Origin of the sequence: Burkholderia sp. AU4i, assembly GCF_000466765.1 — a bacterium.
Taxonomy (GTDB): domain Bacteria; phylum Pseudomonadota; class Gammaproteobacteria; order Burkholderiales; family Burkholderiaceae; genus Burkholderia; species Burkholderia cepacia.
Genome location: NZ_ASSI01000031.1, coordinates 24,991 through 47,221, shown reverse-complemented (window position 1 = coordinate 47,221; position 22,231 = coordinate 24,991). Strand labels below are relative to the sequence as shown.

The 22,231-nt window shown below is 65.9% G+C and carries 24 protein-coding genes; 15 read left to right on the top strand and 9 right to left on the bottom strand.

Features of this window, described 5'->3' with window-relative positions:
- Positions 1 to 78 precede the first annotated feature (78 nt).
- Complete coding sequence (locus tag L810_RS05240; protein ID WP_021157325.1) at positions 79 to 1,434, bottom strand: polyhydroxyalkanoate depolymerase; 1,356 nt, start codon at positions 1,432 to 1,434, stop codon at positions 79 to 81.
- 288 nt (positions 1,435 to 1,722) lie between these two features.
- Between L810_RS05240 and L810_RS05235 the strand changes: the two genes are divergently transcribed.
- From L810_RS05235 to L810_RS05180, 12 genes are all read left to right on the top strand, one after another.
- Positions 1,723 to 2,385, top strand: a complete 663-nt coding sequence (locus L810_RS05235; RefSeq protein WP_021157324.1) for a glutathione S-transferase family protein — start codon at positions 1,723 to 1,725, stop codon at positions 2,383 to 2,385.
- 237 nt (positions 2,386 to 2,622) lie between these two features.
- Positions 2,623 to 3,867 carry a Crp/Fnr family transcriptional regulator gene (locus L810_RS05230; protein ID WP_021157323.1) on the top strand — a complete coding sequence of 415 codons (1,245 nt, stop codon included), beginning with the start codon at positions 2,623 to 2,625 and terminating at the stop codon, positions 3,865 to 3,867.
- Between the two features lie 14 nt (positions 3,868 to 3,881).
- Positions 3,882 to 4,646, top strand: coding sequence for a flagellar motor protein (locus L810_RS05225; protein WP_021157322.1), 765 nt, complete (start codon positions 3,882 to 3,884; stop codon positions 4,644 to 4,646).
- A 39-nt stretch (positions 4,647 to 4,685) separates the two neighbouring features.
- The gene (locus tag L810_RS05220; RefSeq protein WP_021157321.1) at positions 4,686 to 5,351 is read left to right on the top strand and encodes an OmpA/MotB family protein; all 666 of its coding nucleotides are present in this window, start codon (positions 4,686 to 4,688) and stop codon (positions 5,349 to 5,351) included.
- A 158-nt stretch (positions 5,352 to 5,509) separates the two neighbouring features.
- On the top strand, positions 5,510 to 7,372 hold the full coding sequence (locus tag L810_RS05215; RefSeq protein WP_021157319.1) for a methyl-accepting chemotaxis protein: 1,863 nt from the start codon (positions 5,510 to 5,512) through the stop codon (positions 7,370 to 7,372).
- Between the two features lie 104 nt (positions 7,373 to 7,476).
- Complete coding sequence (locus tag L810_RS05210; protein ID WP_042973347.1) at positions 7,477 to 8,265, top strand: hypothetical protein; 789 nt, start codon at positions 7,477 to 7,479, stop codon at positions 8,263 to 8,265.
- A gap of 181 nt (positions 8,266 to 8,446) precedes the next feature.
- On the top strand, positions 8,447 to 8,902 hold the full coding sequence (locus tag L810_RS05205; protein ID WP_042973304.1) for a GNAT family N-acetyltransferase: 456 nt from the start codon (positions 8,447 to 8,449) through the stop codon (positions 8,900 to 8,902).
- 266 nt (positions 8,903 to 9,168) lie between these two features.
- The gene (locus L810_RS05200; protein ID WP_006485974.1) at positions 9,169 to 9,372 is read left to right on the top strand and encodes a cold-shock protein; all 204 of its coding nucleotides are present in this window, start codon (positions 9,169 to 9,171) and stop codon (positions 9,370 to 9,372) included.
- A 280-nt stretch (positions 9,373 to 9,652) separates the two neighbouring features.
- Positions 9,653 to 9,877, top strand: coding sequence for a hypothetical protein (locus tag L810_RS05195; protein WP_021157316.1), 225 nt, complete (start codon positions 9,653 to 9,655; stop codon positions 9,875 to 9,877).
- A 325-nt stretch (positions 9,878 to 10,202) separates the two neighbouring features.
- Positions 10,203 to 10,613, top strand: coding sequence for a TIGR02594 family protein (locus L810_RS05190; RefSeq protein ID WP_042973302.1), 411 nt, complete (start codon positions 10,203 to 10,205; stop codon positions 10,611 to 10,613).
- Between the two features lie 260 nt (positions 10,614 to 10,873).
- Complete coding sequence (locus L810_RS05185; protein ID WP_021157314.1) at positions 10,874 to 11,497, top strand: LysE family transporter; 624 nt, start codon at positions 10,874 to 10,876, stop codon at positions 11,495 to 11,497.
- Positions 11,498 to 11,504: 7 nt separating this feature from the next.
- Positions 11,505 to 11,687, top strand: a complete 183-nt coding sequence (locus L810_RS05180; protein ID WP_021157313.1) for a hypothetical protein — start codon at positions 11,505 to 11,507, stop codon at positions 11,685 to 11,687.
- 50 nt (positions 11,688 to 11,737) lie between these two features.
- Here the strand turns inward: L810_RS05180 and L810_RS05175 are convergent, their stop codons facing one another.
- The 5 genes from L810_RS05175 to L810_RS05155 form a co-directional block, all read right to left on the bottom strand.
- Complete coding sequence (locus L810_RS05175; protein WP_021157312.1) at positions 11,738 to 13,174, bottom strand: efflux transporter outer membrane subunit; 1,437 nt, start codon at positions 13,172 to 13,174, stop codon at positions 11,738 to 11,740.
- Positions 13,175 to 13,190: 16 nt separating this feature from the next.
- Positions 13,191 to 14,765, bottom strand: coding sequence for a DHA2 family efflux MFS transporter permease subunit (locus tag L810_RS05170; RefSeq protein ID WP_021157311.1), 1,575 nt, complete (start codon positions 14,763 to 14,765; stop codon positions 13,191 to 13,193).
- A 13-nt stretch (positions 14,766 to 14,778) separates the two neighbouring features.
- Positions 14,779 to 15,873 carry an HlyD family secretion protein gene (locus L810_RS05165; protein ID WP_021157310.1) on the bottom strand — a complete coding sequence of 365 codons (1,095 nt, stop codon included), beginning with the start codon at positions 15,871 to 15,873 and terminating at the stop codon, positions 14,779 to 14,781.
- Positions 15,874 to 15,941: 68 nt separating this feature from the next.
- Complete coding sequence (locus tag L810_RS05160; RefSeq protein WP_042973299.1) at positions 15,942 to 16,373, bottom strand: MarR family winged helix-turn-helix transcriptional regulator; 432 nt, start codon at positions 16,371 to 16,373, stop codon at positions 15,942 to 15,944.
- Between the two features lie 107 nt (positions 16,374 to 16,480).
- Positions 16,481 to 17,401, bottom strand: a complete 921-nt coding sequence (locus L810_RS05155) for a LysR family transcriptional regulator (RefSeq protein WP_021157308.1) — start codon at positions 17,399 to 17,401, stop codon at positions 16,481 to 16,483.
- 91 nt (positions 17,402 to 17,492) lie between these two features.
- On the opposite strand from L810_RS05155, the gene L810_RS05150 reads away from it, so the two are divergent.
- From L810_RS05150 to L810_RS05140, 3 genes are all read left to right on the top strand, one after another.
- Positions 17,493 to 17,921, top strand: a complete 429-nt coding sequence (locus L810_RS05150) for a MarR family winged helix-turn-helix transcriptional regulator (RefSeq protein ID WP_021157307.1) — start codon at positions 17,493 to 17,495, stop codon at positions 17,919 to 17,921.
- Positions 17,922 to 18,106: 185 nt separating this feature from the next.
- Complete coding sequence (locus L810_RS05145; RefSeq protein ID WP_021157306.1) at positions 18,107 to 19,354, top strand: aconitase X; 1,248 nt, start codon at positions 18,107 to 18,109, stop codon at positions 19,352 to 19,354.
- Positions 19,347 to 19,802, top strand: coding sequence for an aconitase X swivel domain-containing protein (locus L810_RS05140; RefSeq protein WP_021157305.1), 456 nt, complete (start codon positions 19,347 to 19,349; stop codon positions 19,800 to 19,802). The genes L810_RS05145 and L810_RS05140 overlap by 8 nt, the downstream gene beginning before the upstream one ends.
- A gap of 29 nt (positions 19,803 to 19,831) precedes the next feature.
- On the opposite strand, the gene L810_RS44675 is transcribed toward L810_RS05140, so the two are convergent.
- The 3 genes from L810_RS44675 to L810_RS05125 all read right to left on the bottom strand — a co-directional run bounded on the left by L810_RS44675 (position 19,832) and on the right by L810_RS05125 (position 22,156).
- Positions 19,832 to 20,434 (bottom strand): hypothetical protein, encoded by a 603-nt coding sequence (locus tag L810_RS44675; protein ID WP_021157304.1) that lies wholly within the window; start codon positions 20,432 to 20,434, stop codon positions 19,832 to 19,834.
- Positions 20,431 to 20,976: a hypothetical protein gene (locus L810_RS05130; RefSeq protein ID WP_021157303.1), complete on the bottom strand. Its 546-nt coding sequence runs from the start codon at positions 20,974 to 20,976 to the stop codon at positions 20,431 to 20,433. The genes L810_RS44675 and L810_RS05130 overlap by 4 nt, the downstream gene beginning before the upstream one ends.
- Before the next feature lie 97 nt (positions 20,977 to 21,073).
- On the bottom strand, positions 21,074 to 22,156 hold the full coding sequence (locus L810_RS05125) for an AraC family transcriptional regulator (protein WP_021157302.1): 1,083 nt from the start codon (positions 22,154 to 22,156) through the stop codon (positions 21,074 to 21,076).
- Positions 22,157 to 22,231: the final 75 nt, after the last annotated feature.

The window sequence follows — 22,231 nt, the reverse complement described above, 5'->3', positions numbered from 1 at the left end:
GCGCGCGTCGGCCGGACGCAGCCGCCAACGTCGCCCCGCCTCTGCGGCGGGGCGATGCATTTGTGCCGCCAACCGCGCTCAGTGCGCGTGATGCGAGCGTGTTTCCGCCGCCGCGTCGCTCCCGGTGGCACGCGCATCGAGCAGTGCACGCAGTGTGACGTAGTGAGTGCCGTTCGTATCGCCTTCCGCGCCCGCGGTGCGATCGTACGGCTCGTTGTCATGGATCGTCGCCCGCACGATCGGATAGATCTGCGTTTCCCACCGGCTGCCGTTGAATACGCCGTAGTGCCCCACACCCGTCTGGACGTGGTGCGTCTTCAGATACGGCGGCAACCCCGAACACAGCTCCTGCGCGGCCACCGTCTGGCCCACCGCGCAGATATCGTCCTTCTCGCCTTCGATCGTCAACAGCGCGGTGCGATGAATTGCCGCCGGTTCGACGAGCCGGTCGCCGACCGTCAGCTCGCCGCGCGCGAGCGCGTATTGCTGGAACACCTTCTCGACCGTTTCCAGGTAGAACTCCGCGGTGAGGTCGGCCGTCGCGAAATATTCGTCGTAGAAGTGCCGCAGCGTGTCCGCTTTCGCGGGATCGCCTTTCGCGCGCTCGTAATACAGATCGGCGAACGACGCCGCGTGCCGGTCCGGGTTCATCGACATGAACGCGCCGACCTGCACGAAGCCCGGATACACGCACCGCTGCGCGCCGACGAAGCCGGGCGGCACGACGCTGATCAGGTTGCGCGCGAACCATTCGATCGGCTGGCTCGTCGCGAGCGCATTGACCTTGGTCGGATTCACGCGGCAGTCGATCGGGCCGGCCATCAGCGTCAGGCTCGCGGGCTGCGCCGGATCGCTGCCGGCCGCCATCAGCGCGACCGCCGCGAGTGCGGCGACGGTCGGCTGGCAGATCGCGAGCACGTGCGCGTCCGGGCCGATCTGGCGGATGAAGTCGATCACGTGCGCGACGTATTCGTCGAAGCCGAAGCGCCCGGCCGTCAACGGAATGTCGCGCGGGTTGTGCCAGTCGGTGATGTACACGTCGTGATCGGCCAGCATCGTGCGCACCGTGCCGCGCAGCAGCGTCGCGAAATGCCCGGACATCGGCGCGACGATCAGCACGCGCGGCTGGCGCGCGACCGGCCGCGCCTTGCGGAAATGCAGCAGCGTCGCGAACGGCGTGACGGCTGCCGCTTCCTCGACGATCGGCACCGTGTCGCCGTCGACGACGATCGATTCGATCCCGAACGGCGGGCGCCGGTGCGAGAACGCGCAGCACTCGAGCAGTTCGCACAGCGCGTCGAGCATGCGGCCGGTCGGCGTCGACGTCGCGGGCGGCCACAGCGACATCGTCGCGCGCGTGGTGGCCGCCCATGCTCGCGCCGGGCGCAGGCATTCCGCAGACCATTGATAAAACGGATAGGCAAGCAGGTTCATGACCGTCGCTCGTTGCGCCGCGATGCAGGGAACGAGGCAAGCCGTGTGCCAGCGTGCGGCTGGCACGCGCGTTGCACGCAGTTCGGGAACGCGGCGGCGCAGGCGGCACGTGACGACGGATGGGTGCAGGAGACGTGCTGCCGAACCGGTTCCGCGCATGACTCATGGCGCGCCACCGTGCGGCACTGCGCCAGTTCGGCGAATGGGCCGCACAGGCATGGTGCGGGTAACGGCGTGACGCGTCCGTTTCGGTGCAGGGGCACGAACGGCAACCAGCAGGGGAGCGACATGGAATCCACCGGACAGACGACGCTGACCATCAGCAGCCGCAATTACTCGTCGTGGTCGATGCGCGGCTGGCTGCTCGCGAAGCTGAGCGGGCTCGTGTTCGAGACGGTCAGTGTGCCGATCGATGCCGCGTCGCGCGCGGAGCTGCTGCTGCTGTCGCCGTCGATTCTCGTGCCGTGCCTGACGCACGACGGCAACACGGTGTGGGACACGCTCGCGATCGCCGAATACCTGAACGAGATCCGGCCGCAGGCGCGGCTGCTGCCCGAGAACCGGCGCGCGCGCGCACACTGCCGGTCGATCTGCGGCGAGATGCATTCCGGTTTCAGCGCGTTGCGATCCGCGCTGCCGATGAACCTGCGCGCGCATTTCCCCGGCTTCCGGATCTGGTCGCGCGCGCAGCACGACATCGAGCGGATCGTGACGATCTGGCGCGAGTGCCTGGCCGCGTACGGCGGCCCCTGGTTGTTCGGCGCGGAGATCGGGATTGCCGACGCGATGTATGCGCCCGTCGTCACGCGCTTCCTGACCTACGACGTGAAGCTGGAGCCCGATATCGCCGAGTACTGCATGCAGGTGCTCGCGCATCCGTTCGTGGCGGAGTGGATCGATGCGGCGAAGGCGGAGCACGAAGACATCGACGAACTCGACATGGAGTTCTGACGCGCGGGATCGCCCGTCGCTTTCAATTGCACTACACGCATCGGCATCGAAACGGACGTTTCGATCTGGCCGCGTTACGCGCAAACGTTTTACCTTGATTTCGGTTCGACGCGAGGACGAATGCCCTAAAGGATGTTGAGCGCGATGACGTAAACGAGTCACGGGGACGACTCGCGATCGCATGCTTCCGACGTGCGACGCGCAGTCCGCAACAATCAGCGCAGCAGGGGAATCGACTTGAATCGTCAGCAATCGTGGACGCGTACGGCGGCGCCCGGGGAAATCATTTATTCCGAGGGTTTTGCGGGCGAGCCCGTCATCTTTCTGATCACCGACGGCAAGGTCGAACTGTCCACGCGATGCGACGACAAGCGCGTCGTCGTCGCGACGCTCGGTCGGGGCGAGTTCTTCGGTGAATCGGCGTTGCTCGCGGCCGAGCCGCGTGCCCATACCGCGAAGGCGCTTTCATTCTGCCAGCTGACGGTCGTGCCGGCCGGCATGCTCGACGAGGAAATCGAGCGTGTGTCGGCGCTGCTGCGTCATATCGTGCGCACGATGATCCGCCGCGTGAAGCGCAAGGACGACCAGCTCGCGACCTATACGCATGCCGACTTCATGCCGGGCGTGCTGTCGTATGCGCATGTGCTGGCGCTGATGGCGGGCGCCGACGCGCGCGAAGCCGGCGACTCATGGACGCGCCGGCCGATGCAGGCGCATGCGGCCGAAACGTCGGTGCCGCTTGCCGAAGTGATCCGCAAATGCCGCGCGATCGCCGGCCACTCGCGGCCGCACGTGCTCGCGATGCTGCGACGCATGGAGAAGCTCAATCTCGTCACGATCGAAGCGGCGCAGGCGGACCACGCCGGCGGGGCGGCCGATTATGCGGCGTCGTCGGATGCGCGCCAGGTCGTCACGTTCGACGCCGCGCGCGTGATCGATCGCGCGCAGCAGGTGGCCGATCACGATCTCGACCTGTCGATCAACAGCGAACTCGAGCTCATCGAGCTCGCCGATCTCGAATCGCTGATCGGCGTCGAGAAGACGATGCTGCTCAACAAGCTGTCGAACGGCGAGATTGCCGACGAAGTGTTCGCGTTCCGCAAATCGAAGGTGCTCAGTTACGTCGAGCAGAAGGGCGTCGCGTATTTCTCGCGGCGCAATGCGCGCCGCGGCGGCGACGTGCGCGCGCTGGAGGATCTCGTGTGGATCGACCCGCGCACGCTGTTCGACGTCATCAGCGCGTTCGACACCTACGATCTCGCGAAGCTGATCGCGAATCTCGACGATCGCGCGGTGGCCGACAAGCTGTTCTCCGTGATGACCGAGGCGCGGCGCAACGAGGTGTCGTGGGTGATGCGTCGCGAGCTCAAGCTCGATCCGGTCGAGATCGAGGACATCGAGCGGCGCGTGCTGGATGCCGTTCGCGCGGCGAAGGCGCCGGCGGCGGGCACCGCGCCCGTCGCATCGGCATCGGATGCATGACCAAGGGGGCGCGCATGGATCTGTTGACCCTGGCCGGTGTGGTGCTTGGCGGCGCGGCGATCGTGTTCGGCTTCGCGCTCGAAGGCGGGCATTTCCCGATGCTGTTCCAGTTCGAGGCGCTCGTCATCGTGCTCGGCGGCACGCTCGGCGCAGTGATGATCCAGAACACCTGGGCACGCTTCTTCGACGCGGTGAAACAGTTGCGGCTCGCGTTCGTGCGGGCGCGCGAGGTCGATCGCAAGAACCTGTCCGACCTGCTCGAATGGGGCGACCGCGCAAAGCTCGACGGGCTGCTCGCGTTCGAATCGATGGACGTGAGCGGCATCCATCCGTTCGCGCGCCGCGGGCTCGAACTGCTGGCGAACGGCGTGTCGACCGCCGTGCTCGAGGACGCGTTGCAGCGCGAACTCGATGCGTACGAACGCAGCCGCCTGGCGGCCGCGCGCGTGTGGCAGCAGGCGGGCGGATATGCGCCGACGTTCGGCATTCTCGGGTCGGTGCTCGGGCTCGTGCAGGTGACGAGCCACATCCTCGAACCGGCGCAGCTCGGGCCGGGCATCGCGGTCGCGTTCATCGCGACGCTGTACGGGCTGGCGTTCGCGAACCTCGTGTTCCTGCCGCTTTACGGCAAGCTGCGTGCGCAGATCGACAGCGAGCTGCGGTTTCGCAAGCTGTATCTCGACGGTTTCCTGGCGATATCGCGCAAGGAGTCGCCGCATACGATCGAAACGCGCCTGACCGGCGACGTGCGCGGGCGCGCGGTGGAATCGCTTGCGTGACGCGCGTGTGTCGGACGATCAACCCGGATTCCCAACAACATGACTGCTCGAACTGACGGTGCCTCCGCCGCCGATCGCGACGACGAGCTCGAAGGCGCGCAGTCCGGCCGCTGGCTGATTTCGTACGCGGATCTCATCACGACGCTGATGGTGCTGTTCCTCGCGTTGTACGTGCTCCAGCTCGCGAAATACAACGCGCTCGACGCGCGGTACCAGACGCTTGCGCGGCAGGCGGGTGGTGCCGCGAGCGCTGCCGATGCGGCTACGCCCGACCCTGCGCCGCCGTGGCTCGCGTTGCTCGATTCGTTGAAGTCGAACGGCCGGATTTCGCTCGTGAAGGCGCCGCATGGTGTCGAGATCGGCATCGACGCGAAGATCCTGTTCAACGTCGGCGATGCGCGCTTGCTGCCTGATTCGTCGCCGGTGCTGAACCAGATTGCGCAGGCGCTGAGCGAGCACGCGACCGGGGACATCCTCGTCGAAGGGCATACCGACAGCGTGCCGATCGCGAACGCGAAATACGAATCGAACTGGGAGCTGTCGTCGGCGCGTGCGGGGAGCGTCGTGCGCTACCTGACCGAGCGCGGCGTGGCGCCGCATCGCCTGGCAGCGATCGGGCGGGCCGATACGCAGCCGCTCGTCGCGGGCGACGATGCGGCTTCGCGGGCGCGAAACCGGCGTGTCACGATCTTCGTTGCATACTGATCTGCGCTGATCGCGAGTCGACAGGCGGCCGGTTATGCCCGCCTGACAACGACATAACGAATCTCGCATGATGAACATCTGAAATCCGCGATGCGGTTCCGCGCGTGCATGCCGATAACCCAAGCTGGCTCAGACCGAGCGGTTATCGAGGGTTCCCCATGCATTTCTGGCGCAAGCTTTCCATTCAGAACAAGCTGATTCTCAGCATGACGAGTTGCCTGCTCGTGTTCGTCGCGATCTCGAGCGGACTCAGCATCCGTCTGATCGGCAACGCGGTGCGCGACCGTGTCGTCCGCGAGGAATTGCCGACGGCCGTGAACGGCATCCGCGCCGACGTGCAGCGGCAGATGGCCGGGCCGATCGCCGCGTCGCGGATTCTCGCGCGCGACGCGTTCCTGCTGCAATGGGAAGCCGACGGCGAACCCGACGCCGGCACGCGCAACTGGATCCAGCTCGCGAAGAACGTGAAGGACGAGCAGAAGGCCGCGTCGGTGCAGTGGGTGTCCGTGAAGAGCGGCAACTACTACAACGAATCCGGCCTGCAGCGGAAGGTGACCGACAAGGATCAGTGGCTGACCGGCTTCCTGTCGTCCGGCAAGGCGTTCGACGTGAACATGGATCGCGAGGTGACGGTCGGCGGCTACATGATGTTCATCAACAGCCGCGTCGAGCTCGACGGCGTGCCGATCGGCGCGGCCAGCATGAGCCTGTCCGTCGATGCGCTCGCGAAGGGGATCGCCGCCTACCGGATCGGCGAGACCGGGTTCGCGTATCTCGTGCGTCCCGACGGCGCGATCATGATGCATCGCGATTCGTCGCTGATCGACGGCAAGCATTTCATGAAGGACCAGCAGGGGTTGCCCGGCGATGCGTCGTCGACGCTGCTGGCCGGCAAGCCGTATGCGTACCTGAGCTACGACGGCGACGGCGGCGCGCGTTTCATCGCGACGTCGTTCATTCCGGAGCTGAACGCGTATGTCGTCGTCGAGGTGCCGCAGGCCGAACTGCTCGGGCCGGTGACGCGCGCGATCCGCAGCGCGGCGCTGGTCGCGGCGGTGGTGGGCCTCGCGGTCGCGCTGCTCGTGATCTGGCTGGTGGGCCGCGCGATTGCCGCGCCGATCCGCCGCGCGGCGACGCTGCTGTCGGAGATCGCCAGCGGCCAGGGCGACCTCACGCGCCGGATGACGGTCGAGAGCCAGGACGAAATCGGGCAGTTGTCGGATGCGTTCAACCGGTTCGTGTCGTCGCTGTCGACGCTGGTGCACAGCATTCGCGCGGCGTCCGCATCGATTGCCACGGGTTCGGCGCAGATTGCGTCGGGGAATGCCGATCTGAGCGAACGTACCGAAGGGCAGTCGAGCAACCTGGAGCGGACGGCTTCGTCGATGGAAGAGATCACGGCCGTGGTGCGCAACAACACCGAGACGGCCACGACGGCCGCGAAGATGATCAACGGCGCGTCGGATACGGCGGCGCGCGGCGGGCAGGTGGTGGGTGAGGTCGTGACGACGATGGAGCAGATCAGCAACGCGTCGCAGCGGATCTCCGAGATCATCGTGATGATCGACAGCATCTCGTTCCAGACGAACATTCTCGCGTTGAATGCGGCCGTCGAGGCGGCGCGGGCCGGGGAGCAGGGGCGCGGGTTTGCGGTGGTGGCGTCGGAAGTGCGGAATCTGGCGCAGCGCAGCGCGCAGGCGGCCAAGGAGATCAAGGCGCTGATCGAGCACAGCGCGGGCACGGTGAATACCGGATCGCGGCTGGTCAGCGAGGCGGGGAAGGTGATGAGCGATGTCGTGTCGCAGGTGCAGGGCGTGAGCGCGATGATGAGCGAGATCGCCGAAGCCAGCCTGGAGCAGAGCGCCGGGATCGATCAGATCGGCGATGCGGTGCAGTCTTTGGATCAGATGACGCAGCAGAATGCGGCTTTGGTCGAGGAAAGCGCAGCGGCGGCGGCGAGCTTGAAACAGCAGGCGGCGGAACTGACGCGGCTCGTGTCGGCTTTCAAGGTGGATGAATAAAGGCTGATTCGCGTTTTAGAATGGAGCGTTTCTGAGGGACGGCTGCCGTGGGTTCACGGCAGCCGTTATGCATGTCGGTGCGGGATTCGGTGACGTCCATAAAAATGAAGCGTTTTTCCAGGTGGAAGATCGGGGTGGGGGCAGTGGTGCTCGTTGCGGTGATCGCCGGTGTGGGGGCGAAGGTGATTGCGTCGCCGACCGATTCCTACCTGGCGTATCGGAAGCACGCTGTCGACGCGATCGAGGCGGCCAAACCGGACGACAAGGCGGAACTGGACAGGAAGTACACGTTGGAGGTGAATGCGCGGCTGGCCAGCCTTGTCGGGAAGGTCAGGGCGAGAGGCTTTTCCGCGACGGCGGGGAGCACCGTCGACGGTCTCTCCATCGACGACGGGATGACGCCCGGGCCGGATGGACTGTTCCTGAAGTCGGGTGACGGCAAGGTGAACCTCATCGTGACGACGGTTCCGCTTTTGACGGCCTGGGCCAGGACGGCGGATGCGGGGATCAGGTCGACGGATGATGTCGCGTCGATTTTCGATAACGCGACGTTTTACACCGACGTGTTCGGCCACGACGCCGCGGCATTCCGGTTCGCCGAATTGCCGGTGAAGCGGAAGCCGGCCGATGCGGTGGTGAAGGCGTTGTTGCTCGGGGAAAGCCAGGACGGGATGCCGGACGGGCCGAATACGCTGGCCGTGTCGATCAGGCAGGGCGCGCGGATTTATATCCTGTGGCGGGACGCCACATTGCCGAAGATCGTCGCCTGCAGTGCGGAGCACGTGCCAGAGGAACAGCGGCCAGCCTGCTTCGCGCAGCAATTGCCCAAACAGCGGCGCTATTCGCGGTTTCTTTCCGAAGCGCAGGCGATGGTCGATGCGGTCGTTCAATAGGGCGGAATGCGATTGCCTCGGAATCGCGAGGCGAGCGGATTCGCCCGCTTTTTGACACGTTCGACAGCACCGGAAGCATCGCCGACAATCGGCGACTGAAGATCCGGCAGCCATCGATGTCGAATACCGCTTCGTCGCCGGGTAATTCAATTTCCCTTTTCAGTGCCCAGCTTCGTCAGCCATGACCATCGCTATCGAGTCCCCCGATCAACCCGACGTGATCGCCCTCATCGCCGATCTCGATGCGTACCAGGACACCCTGTACCCGCCCGAGAGCCGGCACGCTCTGGATATCGCATCGCTGAATCGAACCAACGTGCTGTTTGCCGTCGCGCGGGATAGCGACGGCAAGGCGATCGGTTGCGGCGCGGTTGTCCTCAACCCCGAATTCGGCGAACTGAAGCGGATGTACGTCAGCCCGCAAGGTCGCGGGCAGGGTGTCGCGAGAAAACTCATGGCGCTGCTCGAGTCACGTGCGATCGATCTCGGTTGCACGTTGCTCACGCTCGAAACCGGACCCTGTCAACACGAGGCGCTGGCTTTATATGCATCCGCGGGGTATCAGCGCCGCGGGCCGTTCGGCGGTTACACGAACGACCCGTTGAGCGTGTTCATGCAAAAACCCATCGCGGCTTGAGCGTTCGGTTCGCACGGTCAGGTCATGGCGACCTGTAGGGTCGCATCGCTTTGTCCGAAAAACGGGTCGCCAGCAGAAACAGTTACAAGTTAGCAGTTGACGCGCGCCAGCCCGGCGGTTAGTGTACGCATCGAAGTCCAAGAAGTCCGATTGCTGTTCATCAATTGCTCGCTCTCCACAGCGGTATTCGTTGTCCTCTCCCTCCTTGACGCTTCACGCGCTCTTCAACAGCGCACATCTCTCTATTTTTTTCTCAAGGAATCTTCATGGATACCGGTATCGTCAAGTGGTTCAACGACAGCAAGGGTTTTGGCTTCATCACGCCGGATAACGGCGGCGACGACCTGTTCGCCCACTTCTCCGAAATTCGTGCCGACGGCTTCAAGACGCTGGCTGAAAACCAGAAAGTGAGCTTCGAAACGAAGCAGGGCCCGAAGGGTCTGCAAGCGGCCAACATCAAGCCGCTGTAAAGTTTGAAGGGCCCGGCCTCCCACGACGGACGCCGGGTCGCAGCGACACCCCCACGGAGCTTCGTCTCCTGAAGTTGGCGCGATTGCTCTTAGCTGCATCTGTTCATTCAGCAGCTCGCCAAGCGCCACACGCCTCGTTGCACTTCATTCCCCCCTCCGGCAGCAACGCCGCACTTTCGCTTTCCGAAAGCTTCAGATTCAGCTTGCAATGGCTTTGAATCGGCGCGTCCGTGCATATTGCGCACGGCATGCGCGCACTCGAACATGATTAAAATTAAAAATGCAAAACAAACGAATTCAACAATACAACGGCTATGCCGTCCAACCCTCGGCGCATCGTTTGCCCGACGGTAGTTTTTCATCCAACCTGGTGCTCGAACGTACCGACAGCACACCCGCGGAAGGCCGCTACCAGTTCTATTCGCTCGATTACTTCGCGAGCGAAGCGCAGGCACTGCGGCACTCGGCCCGCTGGGCACGGCGCTGGATCGACACACGCGGTTAACGGTAACGCCGCGGTACCCGACACCCCGCGCAGACGAGTCACCCGGGCGCGCACGACAACGCGCGTCCAACCCTTGCGCGCGATCGATTCGTTACGCTTCGATTCGATCGGCGCGCCACGCTCTCCCGGTTCCGAAGCTGGCCAGTCGCCGAGCATGGTCGGTGAACACTTGAACGCGCTCGTTCAACGCGAGGCCACGCGTACAGGTGTTCGTCGCCGCGCATCATTCGTGCGAAGATTGACCGCACATCACACTCGCCTGCCCGAGAACGACGTGACCTCATTCAACCCCGAGCGCAAACCGGACACCGCCCCCCCGCCCTGGATGCCCGTCGCGATGGCGGAACTCGGCATCCGCCGCCATCCGCCCGGCAGCGTCAATCCGCGCATCGTCGAATACAACAACCAGACGAACCTGGTTGGCTACGATGACAAGATTTCCTGGTGCTCGTCGTTCGTCAACTGGTGCATGACGCACGCCGGTATTCGCGGCACGGGCTCCGCGCTCGCGCGTTCGTGGCTCGAATGGGGCCGGCCGCTGGAGCGCCCTTTGTACGGCTGCATCGCGATCCTGACGCGCGACGATCCCGCGAGCTGGAAAGGGCATGTCGGTTTCTACCTGCGTCACGACGACGAGCACGTACATCTGTTCGGCGGCAATCAACTGGAAGAGGTGCGCGAACTCGCGTACCCGTTGAACGAAGTGATCGGCTACCGCTGGCCCCACGCCGTCTGACCAACCGCTGCGGCGCATACAAAACTTCGAACATCATCTTTCCAGCGGCGGCTGATCTGTCGCACAGGCCGCATCGATCCACGCGGAGCCCGCCGACGCGGCCGCCGCTGTAATACGCGGGTGCAAGACGTGCGGCGGCGGCATGAGAAAACGTGTGCCGGCTGCCGGCGCGCCGCGTTTCAGATCGTCCCGCATGCAACCAAAATCGGCGTGCTAGAGTTAGCCGGCATTCCTCCTCACCTGAATCCTCCCGAACCGCCATGAGCTATCTTCCCCAACTCGCCGCAGTCGGCGGCGTGATGTTGCTGGCGTGCGTCAGCCCCGGCCCCGACCTGATCGCTGTTTCGTCCCATGCGCTCGGCAATCGCCGTGCGGGTTTGCTGGCCGCGTTGGGCATTGCGTCGTCGCATGCCGTGTGGGCGGCGATGGCGATTTTCGGGCTCGGGCTGATCGTCGCGAAGCTCGCGTGGCTGTACGAGGCGATCCGCATCGCCGGTGCGGCTTACCTGATTTACCTGGGCATCAGGACGCTGTCGGGCCTGCGCCAGTCGGCACGCCAGGCTGAAGCGGCAAGCCAGCCGATCGTTCGCGGCGGCGTGCACGCATACCGGAAAGGGCTGCTGGTCGGCCTGACCAAACCGAAAGCCGCCGCGTTCTTCGGCAGCCTGTTCGTCACGCTGCTGCCCGCGCATGCGCCGGCATGGGTGCATGGCGCGACGCTGGCCGTGGTCGTCGCCGTATCGCTGACCTGGTTCTGCACGGTGGCCGTGCTGTTCTCGACGAACCGCGTGCAGACGGGTTACGCGAAACTGCGCAAGCCGATCGATGCGGTGATGGGGACGATCCTGTTGGGGCTCGGCGCGAAGCTGGCGCTGGATCGGTAACGCTGCGATGAACGTGCTCGGCCCGATCCTCATCGGGCTCCTGCTGGCTGCCGGCGTGTTCGCCGCGATCCGGTTCTGGCACAAGCGCATCACGCGTATCGTCACCGTCATCGCGGGGCTGGGCATTGCGTGGCTGGCGGTTTACCTGATCGCGTTGTCGTCGGTCAGATGTCTGGGGTCGTGCGGTTGACGAGCGGGACGCCGGCAAGTGTCGAGGCCGGCGTCGTATCGTGATCGCGTTCAGTTCTTCGCCACCGCCTCCACCGTCGGCCCACCCGTCGCGTCGTTCCTGCTCCACCCGCCCCCAAGCGACCGATAAAGCGCGACCGCCGCCAGCGCATGCTCGCGCCTGACCTGGTTGAGCGAATCCGAATCGCGCAGATACACCTCCTGCGCCGACAGCACATCCAGAAAATCCGTCGCGCCACCCTTGTAAAGCTGATTCGCCAGCCCGAGCGCCTTGTCCGACGCAGCGAGCGCACTATCGAGCCGCCGCGTCGCCTCATCGGCGCTGACGAGATTCGCGCGTGCATCCTCGACTTCCCGCAACGCCTGCAGCATCGTCTGCCGTAACCCGAGTTCCGACTCGCGCATCCGGCTTTCGCTCCGCGAGATATCGGCCGTAATCCGCCCCGCATTGAAGATCGGGCTCGTCGCACTCAACGCCGCGCTGAACAGGTTGTCGGTCAACGTCGGCAACCCGAGATAGGAAGCCGCGAGAATCCCGTCCGTCAGGTTCAACGAAAACTTCGGATACCGCTCGGCCTTCGCCACGCCGACTTGCGCCGCCCGCCGCTCGACCTGCGCATACGCAGTCAGCACATCGGGCCGCCGCAGCAACGCCTGCGAAGGCAACGTACCGGGCGCGCCAGCCGGCGGCGCGGGAATGTCGCCGGCCTGCGCGAGCACGAGCCGATCGACCGATTCCGGCGTGCGCCCCGAATACACGGCAATGAGATTGAGCTGATGCGAGATCTGCGCCTGCGTCGGCGGAATCCGCGCTTCGAGCGCGTCGAGCTGGTTCTGCGCACGCGTGACGTCGAGTTCCGTCGACAGCCCGAACGCCTGTCGCTTGCGCGTGAGTTCGAGCGCATGCTGCCGGATCTTCGCGTTGTCCTGAAGGATCTTCAGTTCCTGCTGTGCCCAGCGCAGATCGACATACGCGGACGCCGCATCCGCTGCGAGCGCGAGCCGCATCGCATCTTCCGCATGCTTCTGGCCGACGAGTTCCGCCTGCGCGGCGAGCAGGTCGAGCCGTTCGCCGCCGAATACGTCGGGCGACCAGCTCAGCGCGAGCCCCGCGCCGGCCTGCCGCACGTAGCCGAGCGGCGGTGGCGTGTTCTGGCGTGCGTCGGCCGCGTGCGCGGTCGCGTCGAGTTCGGGCAGCAGCACCGCGCGCTTCTGCACGGTCAGCGCCTGTGCCTGCTTCACGCGTTCGGCGGCGGCCTGCAGATCGAGGTTGCCGTCGAGCACGGCCGCGATCAGCCGGTCGAGCACGGGGTCGTGGAATTGCGCCCACCAGGCGGCGGCGTCGATGTCCGCGCGCGGCACGTCGGTATCCCATGCGGCGGGGGCGAGCGTCTGGACGGATTCGGACAGCGCCGGATGCTGCGCGGGCTGCACCGCGCACCCGGCGGCGAATGCGCTGACAGCCAGCGCGACGAGTAGCTTTTTCATGATGATGACCCTGGCCTCAGTGCGCGTCCGGCGGCGGCGCGTTCAACGTAATGGGTTTGGAAAACACGACGGCAAACAGCGCGACGACGAAACACAGCGACAGCACGTAATACGCATCCGCATAAGTGAGCGTCAGCGCCTCTCGATAGATCAGCCGATGCAGGTTCGCGAGCCCGGCCTGAGCGGTATTCAGCGTATTGCCTGCGACGGAGCCCCAGTACGCGGTTTGTCGATCGAGCAGCGACGCGATCTGCGGTTCGCCGGCGCTCACGTGCTCGTTCAGCCGCAGGTAGTGAAAATTCAGCCGGTCGTTGAGCATCGTCGCGCTCACCGCGATGCCGATCGCGCCGCCGAGATTGCGCATCAGGTTGAACAGGCCGCTCGCCGATTTCAGCCGCGACTGCGGCAGCGAGCCGAGCGCCATCGTCACGATCGGCGGCACGCTGAACTGCTGGCCGATGCCGCGCAGCGCCTGCGGCAGCAGCAACTCGCGCCAGCCCCAGTCGTGCGTGATCGGCGTGTACAGGTAGCAGCCGAGTCCGAAACAGATCAACCCGAACACGAGCAACGCACGCAGGCTGAAGAAGCGCGCGGCGAACGCATACGCGCAGAGCGCGATCAACTGGAACGCACCGACCGACAGCAGCGCGATGCCGATCTGCAGCGAGCTGAACGCGCGCACCTGCGCGAGAAACAGCGGCGTCAGGAACACGGTCACGAAGATCCCGATGCCGGTCACGAACGACAGCAGGCTGCCGATCCCGAAGTTGCGCACGGCGAGCGCGCGCAGGTCGACGATCGGATCTTTGGCGGTCAGCGCGTGCACGAGGAACAGGAAGCCGCAGATGCCGGAGATCCACGCGCAGATCACGATCGCATCGTCGCCGAACCAGTTCTTGCGGGGGCCTTCCTCCAGCACGTATTCGAGGCAGCCGAGGAAACCCGACATCAGAACGATGCCGAGGTAGTCGCCGCGCTTGATGAGGCTGAGATCGGGTTCGTCGATATGCACGTAGCGCGGCACGAGTGCGGCCACCGCGATGCCCGGTACGAGGTTCAGATAGAACAGCCAGTGCCACGACCATTGATCGGTGATCCAGCCGCCGATCACGGGGCCGATCGCCGGGGCGAGCGACGCGAGCGCGCCGATGGTCGTCGACGCGATCAGCCGCTGCCTGCCCGGGAACAGCACGAATGCGGTGGTGAACACGGTCGGGATCATCGCGGCGCCGAGCGCGCCCTGCAGCCCGCGAAACAGGATCATCGAGTTGATGTCCCACGCGAGCCCGCACAGCATGCTCGTGATCGTGAAGCCGACGGCCGACGCGACGAACAGCCAGCGCGTCGACATCACCTTCGACAGCCAGCCCGACATCGGGATCACGATGATCTCGGCGATCAGGTAGGCCGTCTGCACCCACGACAATTCGTCCTGGCTGGCGGACAGGCCGCCGCCGATGTCGCGCAGCGACGACGCGACGATCTGGATGTCGAGCGTCGCCATGAAGAAGCCGACGCACATCAGCGCGAAGGCGAAGACGCGCTGCTTCGTCGGTTGCGACGCCGGGTCGCCGGAAAACGCGGTGGTCATCGTCGTCTCCCGTTCAGCTCGCGCGGCTGGTATGCACGGTCACGACCGCGGACAGGCCGGGGCGCAGCACGTGCTCGAGGCCCGGCTGCGGATCGAGATGCACGCGCACGGGCACGCGCTGGACGATCTTCGTGAAGTTGCCGGTCGCGTTCTCGGGCGGCAGCACGCTGAAGGTCGCGCCGGTCGCGGGCGCGAGGCTGTCGACGCGGCCGTGCAGGCGCGTGCTCGACGCATCGAGCGACACGTCGACGCGATCGCCCGCGTGCATCTTGCGCAGCTGGTCTTCCTTGAAGTTCGCGTCGATCCACAGTCCGGAAGCCGGCACGATCGTCAGCAGCGGCACGCCGACGTTCGCGAGCATCCCGACGCGGCCCGTGCGATTGCCGACGTAACCGTCGACCGGCGAGCGGATCGTCGTGTATTCGACGTTGAGCGCGGCGACGCGCTGTGCGGCGAGCGCGGTGTTCACGCGCGCCCGCGCGTCGGCGAGCTGCGCGCCGAGCACGTCGAGCTGCCGCTTCGACGCGAGCAGCGCGGCGTCGCTGCGTTCGACGGCTGCGCCGGCCTTCGAGTAATCGGCGTCCGCGCGTTCGACGATCTGGTTCGACACCGCGTCGGATTTCACGAGCTCGCGATAGCGCACACGATCCGATGCGGCGCGCGTCAGCTCGGCCGACGAAGCGTTCTTGTCCGCTGCGTGCTGTCCGATCACCGCATATTGCAGTTGCTGCTTCGCCTCGAGTTCGGTCACGGCGGAGCGCGCGCTGTCGACTTCGGCGCTGGCCTGCGCGAGCTTCGCGTCGTAGTCGCGCGCATCGAGCTGCACGAGCACGTCGCCGGCCTTCACGCGCTGGTTGTCGGTCACGAGGATCTTGTCGACGAAGCCGTTGACCTTCGGTGCGAGCACCGTCACGTCGCCGCCGACATAGGCATCGTCGGTGCTTTCCTGGAAGCGCAGCACGAACAGCCAGTCGAGCGCGGCGGCGGCCACGACGACGACGACGGCACCCACCGCGATGCGCATCCACGGCACGCGGCGCTGTTGCTTCGCGGGTTGGTCGGTTGTGGCTGCTTCGCGTGACGCGGCAGCGGCTTGGGTCGTTTCCATCGATTCACCTATGTATATGCACGTATCAAAACGAAAGACGGCGTGCCGTCCGTCGGGGAAGTCGTCAATCAGCGTTCCGGCAGGTTGTGCGTGATCCGGAACAATTCGTCTCTGAGGCGGGCCGCCTGCGCCGACCCGAAACACCGCTCGAATGCTTCCTGCGCGGCGAGCCAGTGCACGTGCGCATCGGCGACCTTGGTTTCGCCGTGCGCGGTGAGCGCGAACGTCTGGCCGCGGCACGGCGGCTCGATCCGGCCCGCCACCAGCGCCGCGCCGACGAGCGGCTTGAGCGCGCGCAGCAGCGCAGTGCGTTCGATCACCAGCATGCTCGACAAGGTCGCCATCGTCAGGCCGGGCTGGTCGCGCAGCAGCGCGAGAATGCTGTATTGCGATGGCGTGACGCCCGCGCGCGACAGATAGCGCTCGTAGAACTGCGAGATTCGCCGGGCGGCTTGCCGGACCGCAAAGCAATCGTCGTCGGTGAGCGTGGTCTTGTGCATGTGCACATGTTAGGGCGCGGGATCGCGTGAAGCGATGGGCGGGGCGGGATCAGATTGGTGTCGTGGCTGTACCAATCGGCTGCAACGAGGCGCGTTCGTGCGCCCGGTCAGGCCGCGGCGGGAACGATCCAGCCTTCGCGGTCGCAGTAGGCGGCCGTGTAGTCGATGAACGCCTTGACCTTCGCGGGCAGCAGCGCGCGGTTCGCGTACGCGAGCTTGATCTCGACGGATGCGTCGACGAGGTCGGCGTCGGGCAGCAGCTGCACGAGCGCGCCCGACGCGAGTTCGGCCTGGACGAGCGTTTTCGGGACGACGCCGATGCCGAAGTCGTGCATCACCATTTCGCGGTTGAAGACGGGGCTGTTCGACGAGATGTCGAAGCGGAACGGCACGGTCAGCAGGTCGCCGTCGATGCGGAACGACAGGGCGGGGCGGCGCAGCGAAGGCGAGATCGGCACGAACGGGTGATCGGCCAGGTCGGCCGGTGTCTCGGGGCGCGCATGCGCTTGCAGATACGCGGGCGTCGCGACGATCACGACCGGAATGCGCTCGATCAGCCGCACGACGGTCGATTCGCTCGTCAGCATGTACGGCACGACGATGCCGATGTCGTAGCCTTCGCCGACGAGATCGACCGGGCGCTCGGTCAGCGTCACGTCGAGGCGCACCTTCGGGTGCGCGGCCTTGAAGCCGGCGATCAGCGGCACCAGCCGGTTCAGCGCGGCCGTCGTGTGCGCGACGAGCCGCAACAGGCCTTCGGGCTCGCGTGTCGGCGCCTGCGCTTCCGCTTCGAGCGAGTCGAGCTCGTCCAGCACGGCCGCGCAGCGCTCGTAGATGCGCTCGGCGGTTTCGGTCAGCGACACCTGGCGCGTGGTCCGGTGCAGCAGCCGGCTGCCGAAGCGCGCTTCGAGATCCGCGACCGCGCGCGACACGACGGGCCGGGCGAGGCCGAGCATGTCGGCTGCGCGCGTGAAGCTGCGCAGCTCCACCACCGACCGGAAGATCCGCAGCTTGTCGATGTAGTCCATGTCCGTCTCCTTGACACGAGGGCCGGCCACCGGCCTGGTTACGGCGGAGTGTACATTGACTTTATGCATATGCACATATAAATTGCGAGGCATGAACGACACCTCCATTGCCCAGGCGTGCAACTGTCTCGCGCTGCGTCAGGCGGCGCGCTTCGTCACGCAACTGTACGAACGCCATCTGGCCCCGGTTGGCGTCACGCCCGCCCAGTTCTCGATCATGTCGAACCTGACGCGCAGGCCCGGCCTGCTGATGAGCGAACTCGCCGATCGCCTCGTGATGGATCGCACGACGCTGTTGCGCGCGCTGAAGCCGCTCCAGCGCGACGGGTTCGTCGCGACGGCCGCGTCCGAGCACGATGCGCGTGCGCATGCGTTGAGTCTCACGAAACCGGGCGAACGCACGTTCGCGCGGGCGCTGGTTGCGTGGCAGGCCGCGCAGGACGAATTCGAGACGCAGTTCGGACGCGACCGCGCGAAGGCGCTGCGCGACGAGCTGTTCAGCGTGACCGCGGAACGCTAGACGAATCGGCGGCAAACTGGAGCGGAATTCGAGCCATTGCCCACTTCGGTAACGCTGCAAGGCCGAAATTGGTTTTTTAAACTGTCCGGATCAACGTGGATCTGGACAGTTTTTATTTCCAGTTGTAGAGTCCCCTGACGGATTTCACGGGCCGGCGCCGCCGGCACGCGTCAGAGGAGCAACCGATGCTGCAGTTGAGTGACCGCGACAGCGCCATGCTGCGCGGGGATGACGGCGATGGCGTCGCGCGCGCGATGCGGATCGTCGCACGTACGGCGCAGGTGATGTCCGCGCCGCACCTGATCGACATCACGTCCGCGCATATCGACGGCTGTCTGTATCACGGCCAGACGAGCCTCGACTTCGTCGACTATTTCGTCGAGACCGGCGCGAAGGTCGCGGTGCCGACCACGCTGAACGTCGGGTCGCTCGACCTGATCCATCCCGAGCTATACCACGGCGACCGCACGATCCAGCGCGACGCGCAGCGCCTGATGGACGCGCATCTGCAACTCGGCTGCGAATCGAGCTTCACGTGCGCGCCGTATCAACTGAAGAACCGTCCCGCGAAAGGCGAGCAGATCGCGTGGGCCGAATCGAACGCGATCGTGTTCGCGAACTCGGTGCTCGGCGCGCGCACGAGCCGGTATGGCGATTTTCTCGACCTGGCTGCCGCGATCACCGGGCGCGCGCCGTATGCGGGGCTGCACGTCGAAGCCAACCGCGCCGCGCGGATCGTGTTCAACGCGCCGGACTTCAGCCGCCTGCCGTCGCGCGACATTTATTTCGCCGCGCTCGGTCTGCTGATCGGCAGGATCGCGGGCGCGGTCGTGCCGGCGATCGTCGGGCTGCCGGCGGATACCACCGAAGACGAACTCAAGGCGCTGGGCGCGGCGGCCGCATCGAGCGGCGCCGTCGCGCTGTTCCATGCGGTGGGCATCACACCCGAGGCACCGACGCTCGACGCGGCGTTGCACGGGCAGGCGGCGCAACGCACGGTCGATGTCGCGATGGCCGACCTCGACGAGATTCGCCGCACGCTGAACCACGGCGCGGCCGGCGATGCACTCGTCGCGGTGGCGCTCGGCACGCCGCATTTCTCGCTGGCCGAATTCCGCACGCTCGGCACCTTGCTCGACGCGTTCGACGGCAAGCCGGCCTGCGATTTCTACGTGAACACGAGCCGCTTCATCTTGTGGGAACTGGAGGAGGCAGGCCTTGCGGAAAAATTCGCCGCGCGCGGCATTCAGATCGTCGTCGACACCTGCACGTACATCACGCCGGTAATGAAGCAACTGTCGGGGCTGGTGATGACCAATTCGGGGAAATGGGCGTCGTATGCGCCCGCGAACATCGGCGTGACGGTCGCGTACGGCAGCATGCGCGAATGCGTGCGGTCGGCGTTCGAAGGAAAGGTGCGATTCGATGACTGAAGCGACGGCGACGGGCAAGGGCTTGACGGGCGACACGCTCGTGCCGGGCAGCGCATGTGCACGCGCGTTCGTGCTCGACAAGCCGCTCAGTTTCTGGGGCGGCTACGACTCGGGCGCGGGAAAGATCGTCGATCGCGGGCATCCGCAGGCCGGTGCGAGCCTCGCCGGCAAGGTGATGGTGATGCCGCACGCGAAGGGCTCGAGTTCGAGCAGCAGCGTGCTCGCGGAAGCCGTGCGCAACGGCACGGGGCCGGTCGGGATCGTGCTGAAGGAGCGCGACCTGATCATCTCGATCGGCGCGATCGTGGCGGCCGAGCTGTATGCGATCGCGGTGCCGGTGGTGTGCGTGAGCGACGACGTGTACGACGCGATCGTCGCCGCCCAGGGCGAGGTGCGGATCGAGGCGGGCGAGGGTGACGGCGGCGCGCGGATCGTCGTCGGCTGCTGACGCGTCGCGTGCGTATCGCGTCGGAGAAGTCAGAGAAAACGGATGTTCGGCGTATCGTCGTTCGCGAGCGACAGCGCCTGCCTTGCGGCGTTCATCTCGCGCTTGCCGCCGGGCTGCCTGAGCCGCCGGATCTCGGGCCACACGATCACGCCGAACACGGTGCGCAGGATCGTACTCAGCAGGAAGAACCCGATCGCGCCCCCGGCGAACCACGCGAACGTGTCGAGCATCCCGTCGAGGCTGCGCGACACCGCGGACATGATGCCGAGAATGAAGACGAAGACGACCAGCAGGAATAGCGTCGCGAACACATCGATGCGGGCCCCGGCGACTTTCGCGGGTCGAACCAGATACACCGAGGCGTCGGTCGCGTTGCGGATGCCGTAGATGGCCGGGCGATCCGGGCCTTCGGCGTACGCCACCTCCAGCCGATCGCCCGCGACGATGAACAGGCTGCGCGTGGCGCCGGTCACGAGCGTGAGCGGCGCGTCGAACGTGTCGAGCTGCAGCGCGATCTCCTCGATGCCTTGCGTCGTCCAGCCGAGATTGTTGCTCCAGACCTGCGTAGTGATCGTCTTCTGGCTGACGGACGTCACGCGGCCGGATGCGACTTGCATGGTGCGGCCGGTCATCCGTTGCTCCGTTCCGTCGTGAACCCGGCGGGTTCGTACTGCCACTTTTCCTGCGCCTCGCGACGCTGAGGCCGGAACACCAGATCGGACAGCCCCGCGATCGCGAGCAGGATACCCAGCAGGCTGATGATGCTCGCGAGCAAGGCCAGGACGCCGACGAACGCCCAGCCCGATCTGAACACGGCGGCACCGATCAGCAGGCTCAGCACGAAAACGATCGACGCCCATGTGAGCAGCGTCAGGTTGCTGTCCCTTTGTCCGAGCGCATCGTAGGGTGCGATCGCCAGGTCGCTGCTTCTGAGCCACGCGATCCGGTGACGGCCGCGATCGTCGAAGATGCACGCGCGCACGGCCATCCCGGGCTTCAATCGATCGATCTGCTTGAATGCCTCCGCGTCGAAATCGTCGGCGGCGATGAAGTAGCAGGCGTTCCGCATCGTCAGGCGATAAAGCGGCACCTTACTGCTGTCGGCCTTGATCCGGACGAGGTTCGTATCGATACGGTCGATCGTCGACTCGATCAGCGTGGTGTGCTTGGGCATGGGGCGGGAGAGTGCGCCGGTCGGCGCCGCTTGGGCGTGGGATTGATCATACCGATGAAATCACGGGCCGGCACCTCGTGCCGGTCGCGGCCCAGTATCAGTCGCGTGCCGTACCCGCAGCCGCCTCCCGATAGGCGCTCGGCGTCTGCCCGGCCCAGCGCCTGAAGGCGCGCGTGAAATTCGCCGGGTCGGTGAATTGCAGCCGCTCGGCAATCGTCTTCAGGTCGAGATCCGACGCGGCGAGCAACTGCTTCGCGTCGCGAAACCGCGCTTCGTCGAGCAACTGCCGATAGCCCGACCCGCCTTCCTCGAGCCGGCGCCGCAGCGTGCGGGTCGACACCAGCAGTGCATCGGCGAGCGTCTCCGGCCCCGGGTAATCGCCGGCCCCGCGTGCCAGCTCCGCACGCACGCGTTCGACCAGATCGCCTTCCTCCTGGCGCACCTGCGCATACTCACGCTCCACCTGCACGAGCGCCTGCCGATGCGCGACTTCGTCGGCGAGCGGCAGCGGCCAGTCGAGCACGTCGCGCGCGATCCACAGCGCGTTGGCCGCGCAGCCGAATTCGACCGGCGGCAACTGGTCGCGATAGCGTGCGAAATAGGGCGGCTCCGGCCACGTGAATTGCAGCGCGATCGGCGGCGACGCGCGCCCTGCCCATTGCGAGATGTTCTGCGCGAGCCCGGTCAGCACGAACTCGAACATCACGTGATGCTGCAACACGGGGCTCGCCTGAACGCCGTGCAGTTCGAGCGTCGCGCCGCGTTCGTCTTCTGCATAGGTCAGGCGATATTGGCGGTTGCGCATCCGGAAGTAACGCTGCGTGACGGATAGCGCGTCGCGGATGTCCCGCGCGGTCAGGGTCGCGTAGCCGAGAAAGCCGTGCACGGTCGGCTTCAGCAGCAGCCCGAACGCGAGCCCGATGCCCGGATCGCCGCCGATCTCGATCGCATTGAGCACGAGCCGCCCCCATTGCGACGGCGCGACACGCGCGTCCGGTTCGGCCAGCACCGCATCGCGCAGGCCCGTGCCGGCGCGCACGGCGGCCAGGTCGACACCGCGCGCGGCCAGCGCCTGCAGCAGCAGGCGCGTGTAGGCGACCGGAATCGTCGGCCGGCGCAGCCCGAGGCGGTCCTTGGCGAGAGGGGAAGTCATGTCGTTTTGGCCGGAAATGACAAGCATTATGGCTGTTTGCCCCCTCACGTTCAAGGCGGCGCGCGCCTACGATGTCACGCATCGCTTACTGGCACGATCATC

Coding starts and splice junctions, on each gene's coding strand:
- L810_RS05210 (WP_042973347.1), top strand. CDS start 7,477: ATGAAGCGTTTTTCCAGGTGGAAGATCGGGGTGGGGGCAGTGGTGCTC.
- L810_RS05205 (WP_042973304.1), top strand. CDS start 8,447: ATGACCATCGCTATCGAGTCCCCCGATCAACCCGACGTGATCGCCCTC.
- L810_RS44675 (WP_021157304.1), bottom strand. CDS start 20,434: ATGACCGGCCGCACCATGCAAGTCGCATCCGGCCGCGTGACGTCCGTC.
- L810_RS05225 (WP_021157322.1), top strand. CDS start 3,882: ATGGATCTGTTGACCCTGGCCGGTGTGGTGCTTGGCGGCGCGGCGATC.
- L810_RS05220 (WP_021157321.1), top strand. CDS start 4,686: ATGACTGCTCGAACTGACGGTGCCTCCGCCGCCGATCGCGACGACGAG.
- L810_RS05190 (WP_042973302.1), top strand. CDS start 10,203: ATGCCCGTCGCGATGGCGGAACTCGGCATCCGCCGCCATCCGCCCGGC.
- L810_RS05215 (WP_021157319.1), top strand. CDS start 5,510: ATGCATTTCTGGCGCAAGCTTTCCATTCAGAACAAGCTGATTCTCAGC.
- L810_RS05155 (WP_021157308.1), bottom strand. CDS start 17,401: ATGGACTACATCGACAAGCTGCGGATCTTCCGGTCGGTGGTGGAGCTG.
- L810_RS05200 (WP_006485974.1), top strand. CDS start 9,169: ATGGATACCGGTATCGTCAAGTGGTTCAACGACAGCAAGGGTTTTGGC.
- L810_RS05160 (WP_042973299.1), bottom strand. CDS start 16,373: ATGCACAAGACCACGCTCACCGACGACGATTGCTTTGCGGTCCGGCAA.
- L810_RS05145 (WP_021157306.1), top strand. CDS start 18,107: ATGCTGCAGTTGAGTGACCGCGACAGCGCCATGCTGCGCGGGGATGAC.
- L810_RS05140 (WP_021157305.1), top strand. CDS start 19,347: ATGACTGAAGCGACGGCGACGGGCAAGGGCTTGACGGGCGACACGCTC.
- L810_RS05235 (WP_021157324.1), top strand. CDS start 1,723: ATGGAATCCACCGGACAGACGACGCTGACCATCAGCAGCCGCAATTAC.
- L810_RS05195 (WP_021157316.1), top strand. CDS start 9,653: ATGCAAAACAAACGAATTCAACAATACAACGGCTATGCCGTCCAACCC.
- L810_RS05240 (WP_021157325.1), bottom strand. CDS start 1,434: ATGAACCTGCTTGCCTATCCGTTTTATCAATGGTCTGCGGAATGCCTG.
- L810_RS05185 (WP_021157314.1), top strand. CDS start 10,874: ATGAGCTATCTTCCCCAACTCGCCGCAGTCGGCGGCGTGATGTTGCTG.
- L810_RS05180 (WP_021157313.1), top strand. CDS start 11,505: ATGAACGTGCTCGGCCCGATCCTCATCGGGCTCCTGCTGGCTGCCGGC.
- L810_RS05165 (WP_021157310.1), bottom strand. CDS start 15,873: ATGGAAACGACCCAAGCCGCTGCCGCGTCACGCGAAGCAGCCACAACC.
- L810_RS05125 (WP_021157302.1), bottom strand. CDS start 22,156: ATGCTTGTCATTTCCGGCCAAAACGACATGACTTCCCCTCTCGCCAAG.
- L810_RS05170 (WP_021157311.1), bottom strand. CDS start 14,765: ATGACCACCGCGTTTTCCGGCGACCCGGCGTCGCAACCGACGAAGCAG.
- L810_RS05150 (WP_021157307.1), top strand. CDS start 17,493: ATGAACGACACCTCCATTGCCCAGGCGTGCAACTGTCTCGCGCTGCGT.
- L810_RS05175 (WP_021157312.1), bottom strand. CDS start 13,174: ATGAAAAAGCTACTCGTCGCGCTGGCTGTCAGCGCATTCGCCGCCGGG.
- L810_RS05130 (WP_021157303.1), bottom strand. CDS start 20,976: ATGCCCAAGCACACCACGCTGATCGAGTCGACGATCGACCGTATCGAT.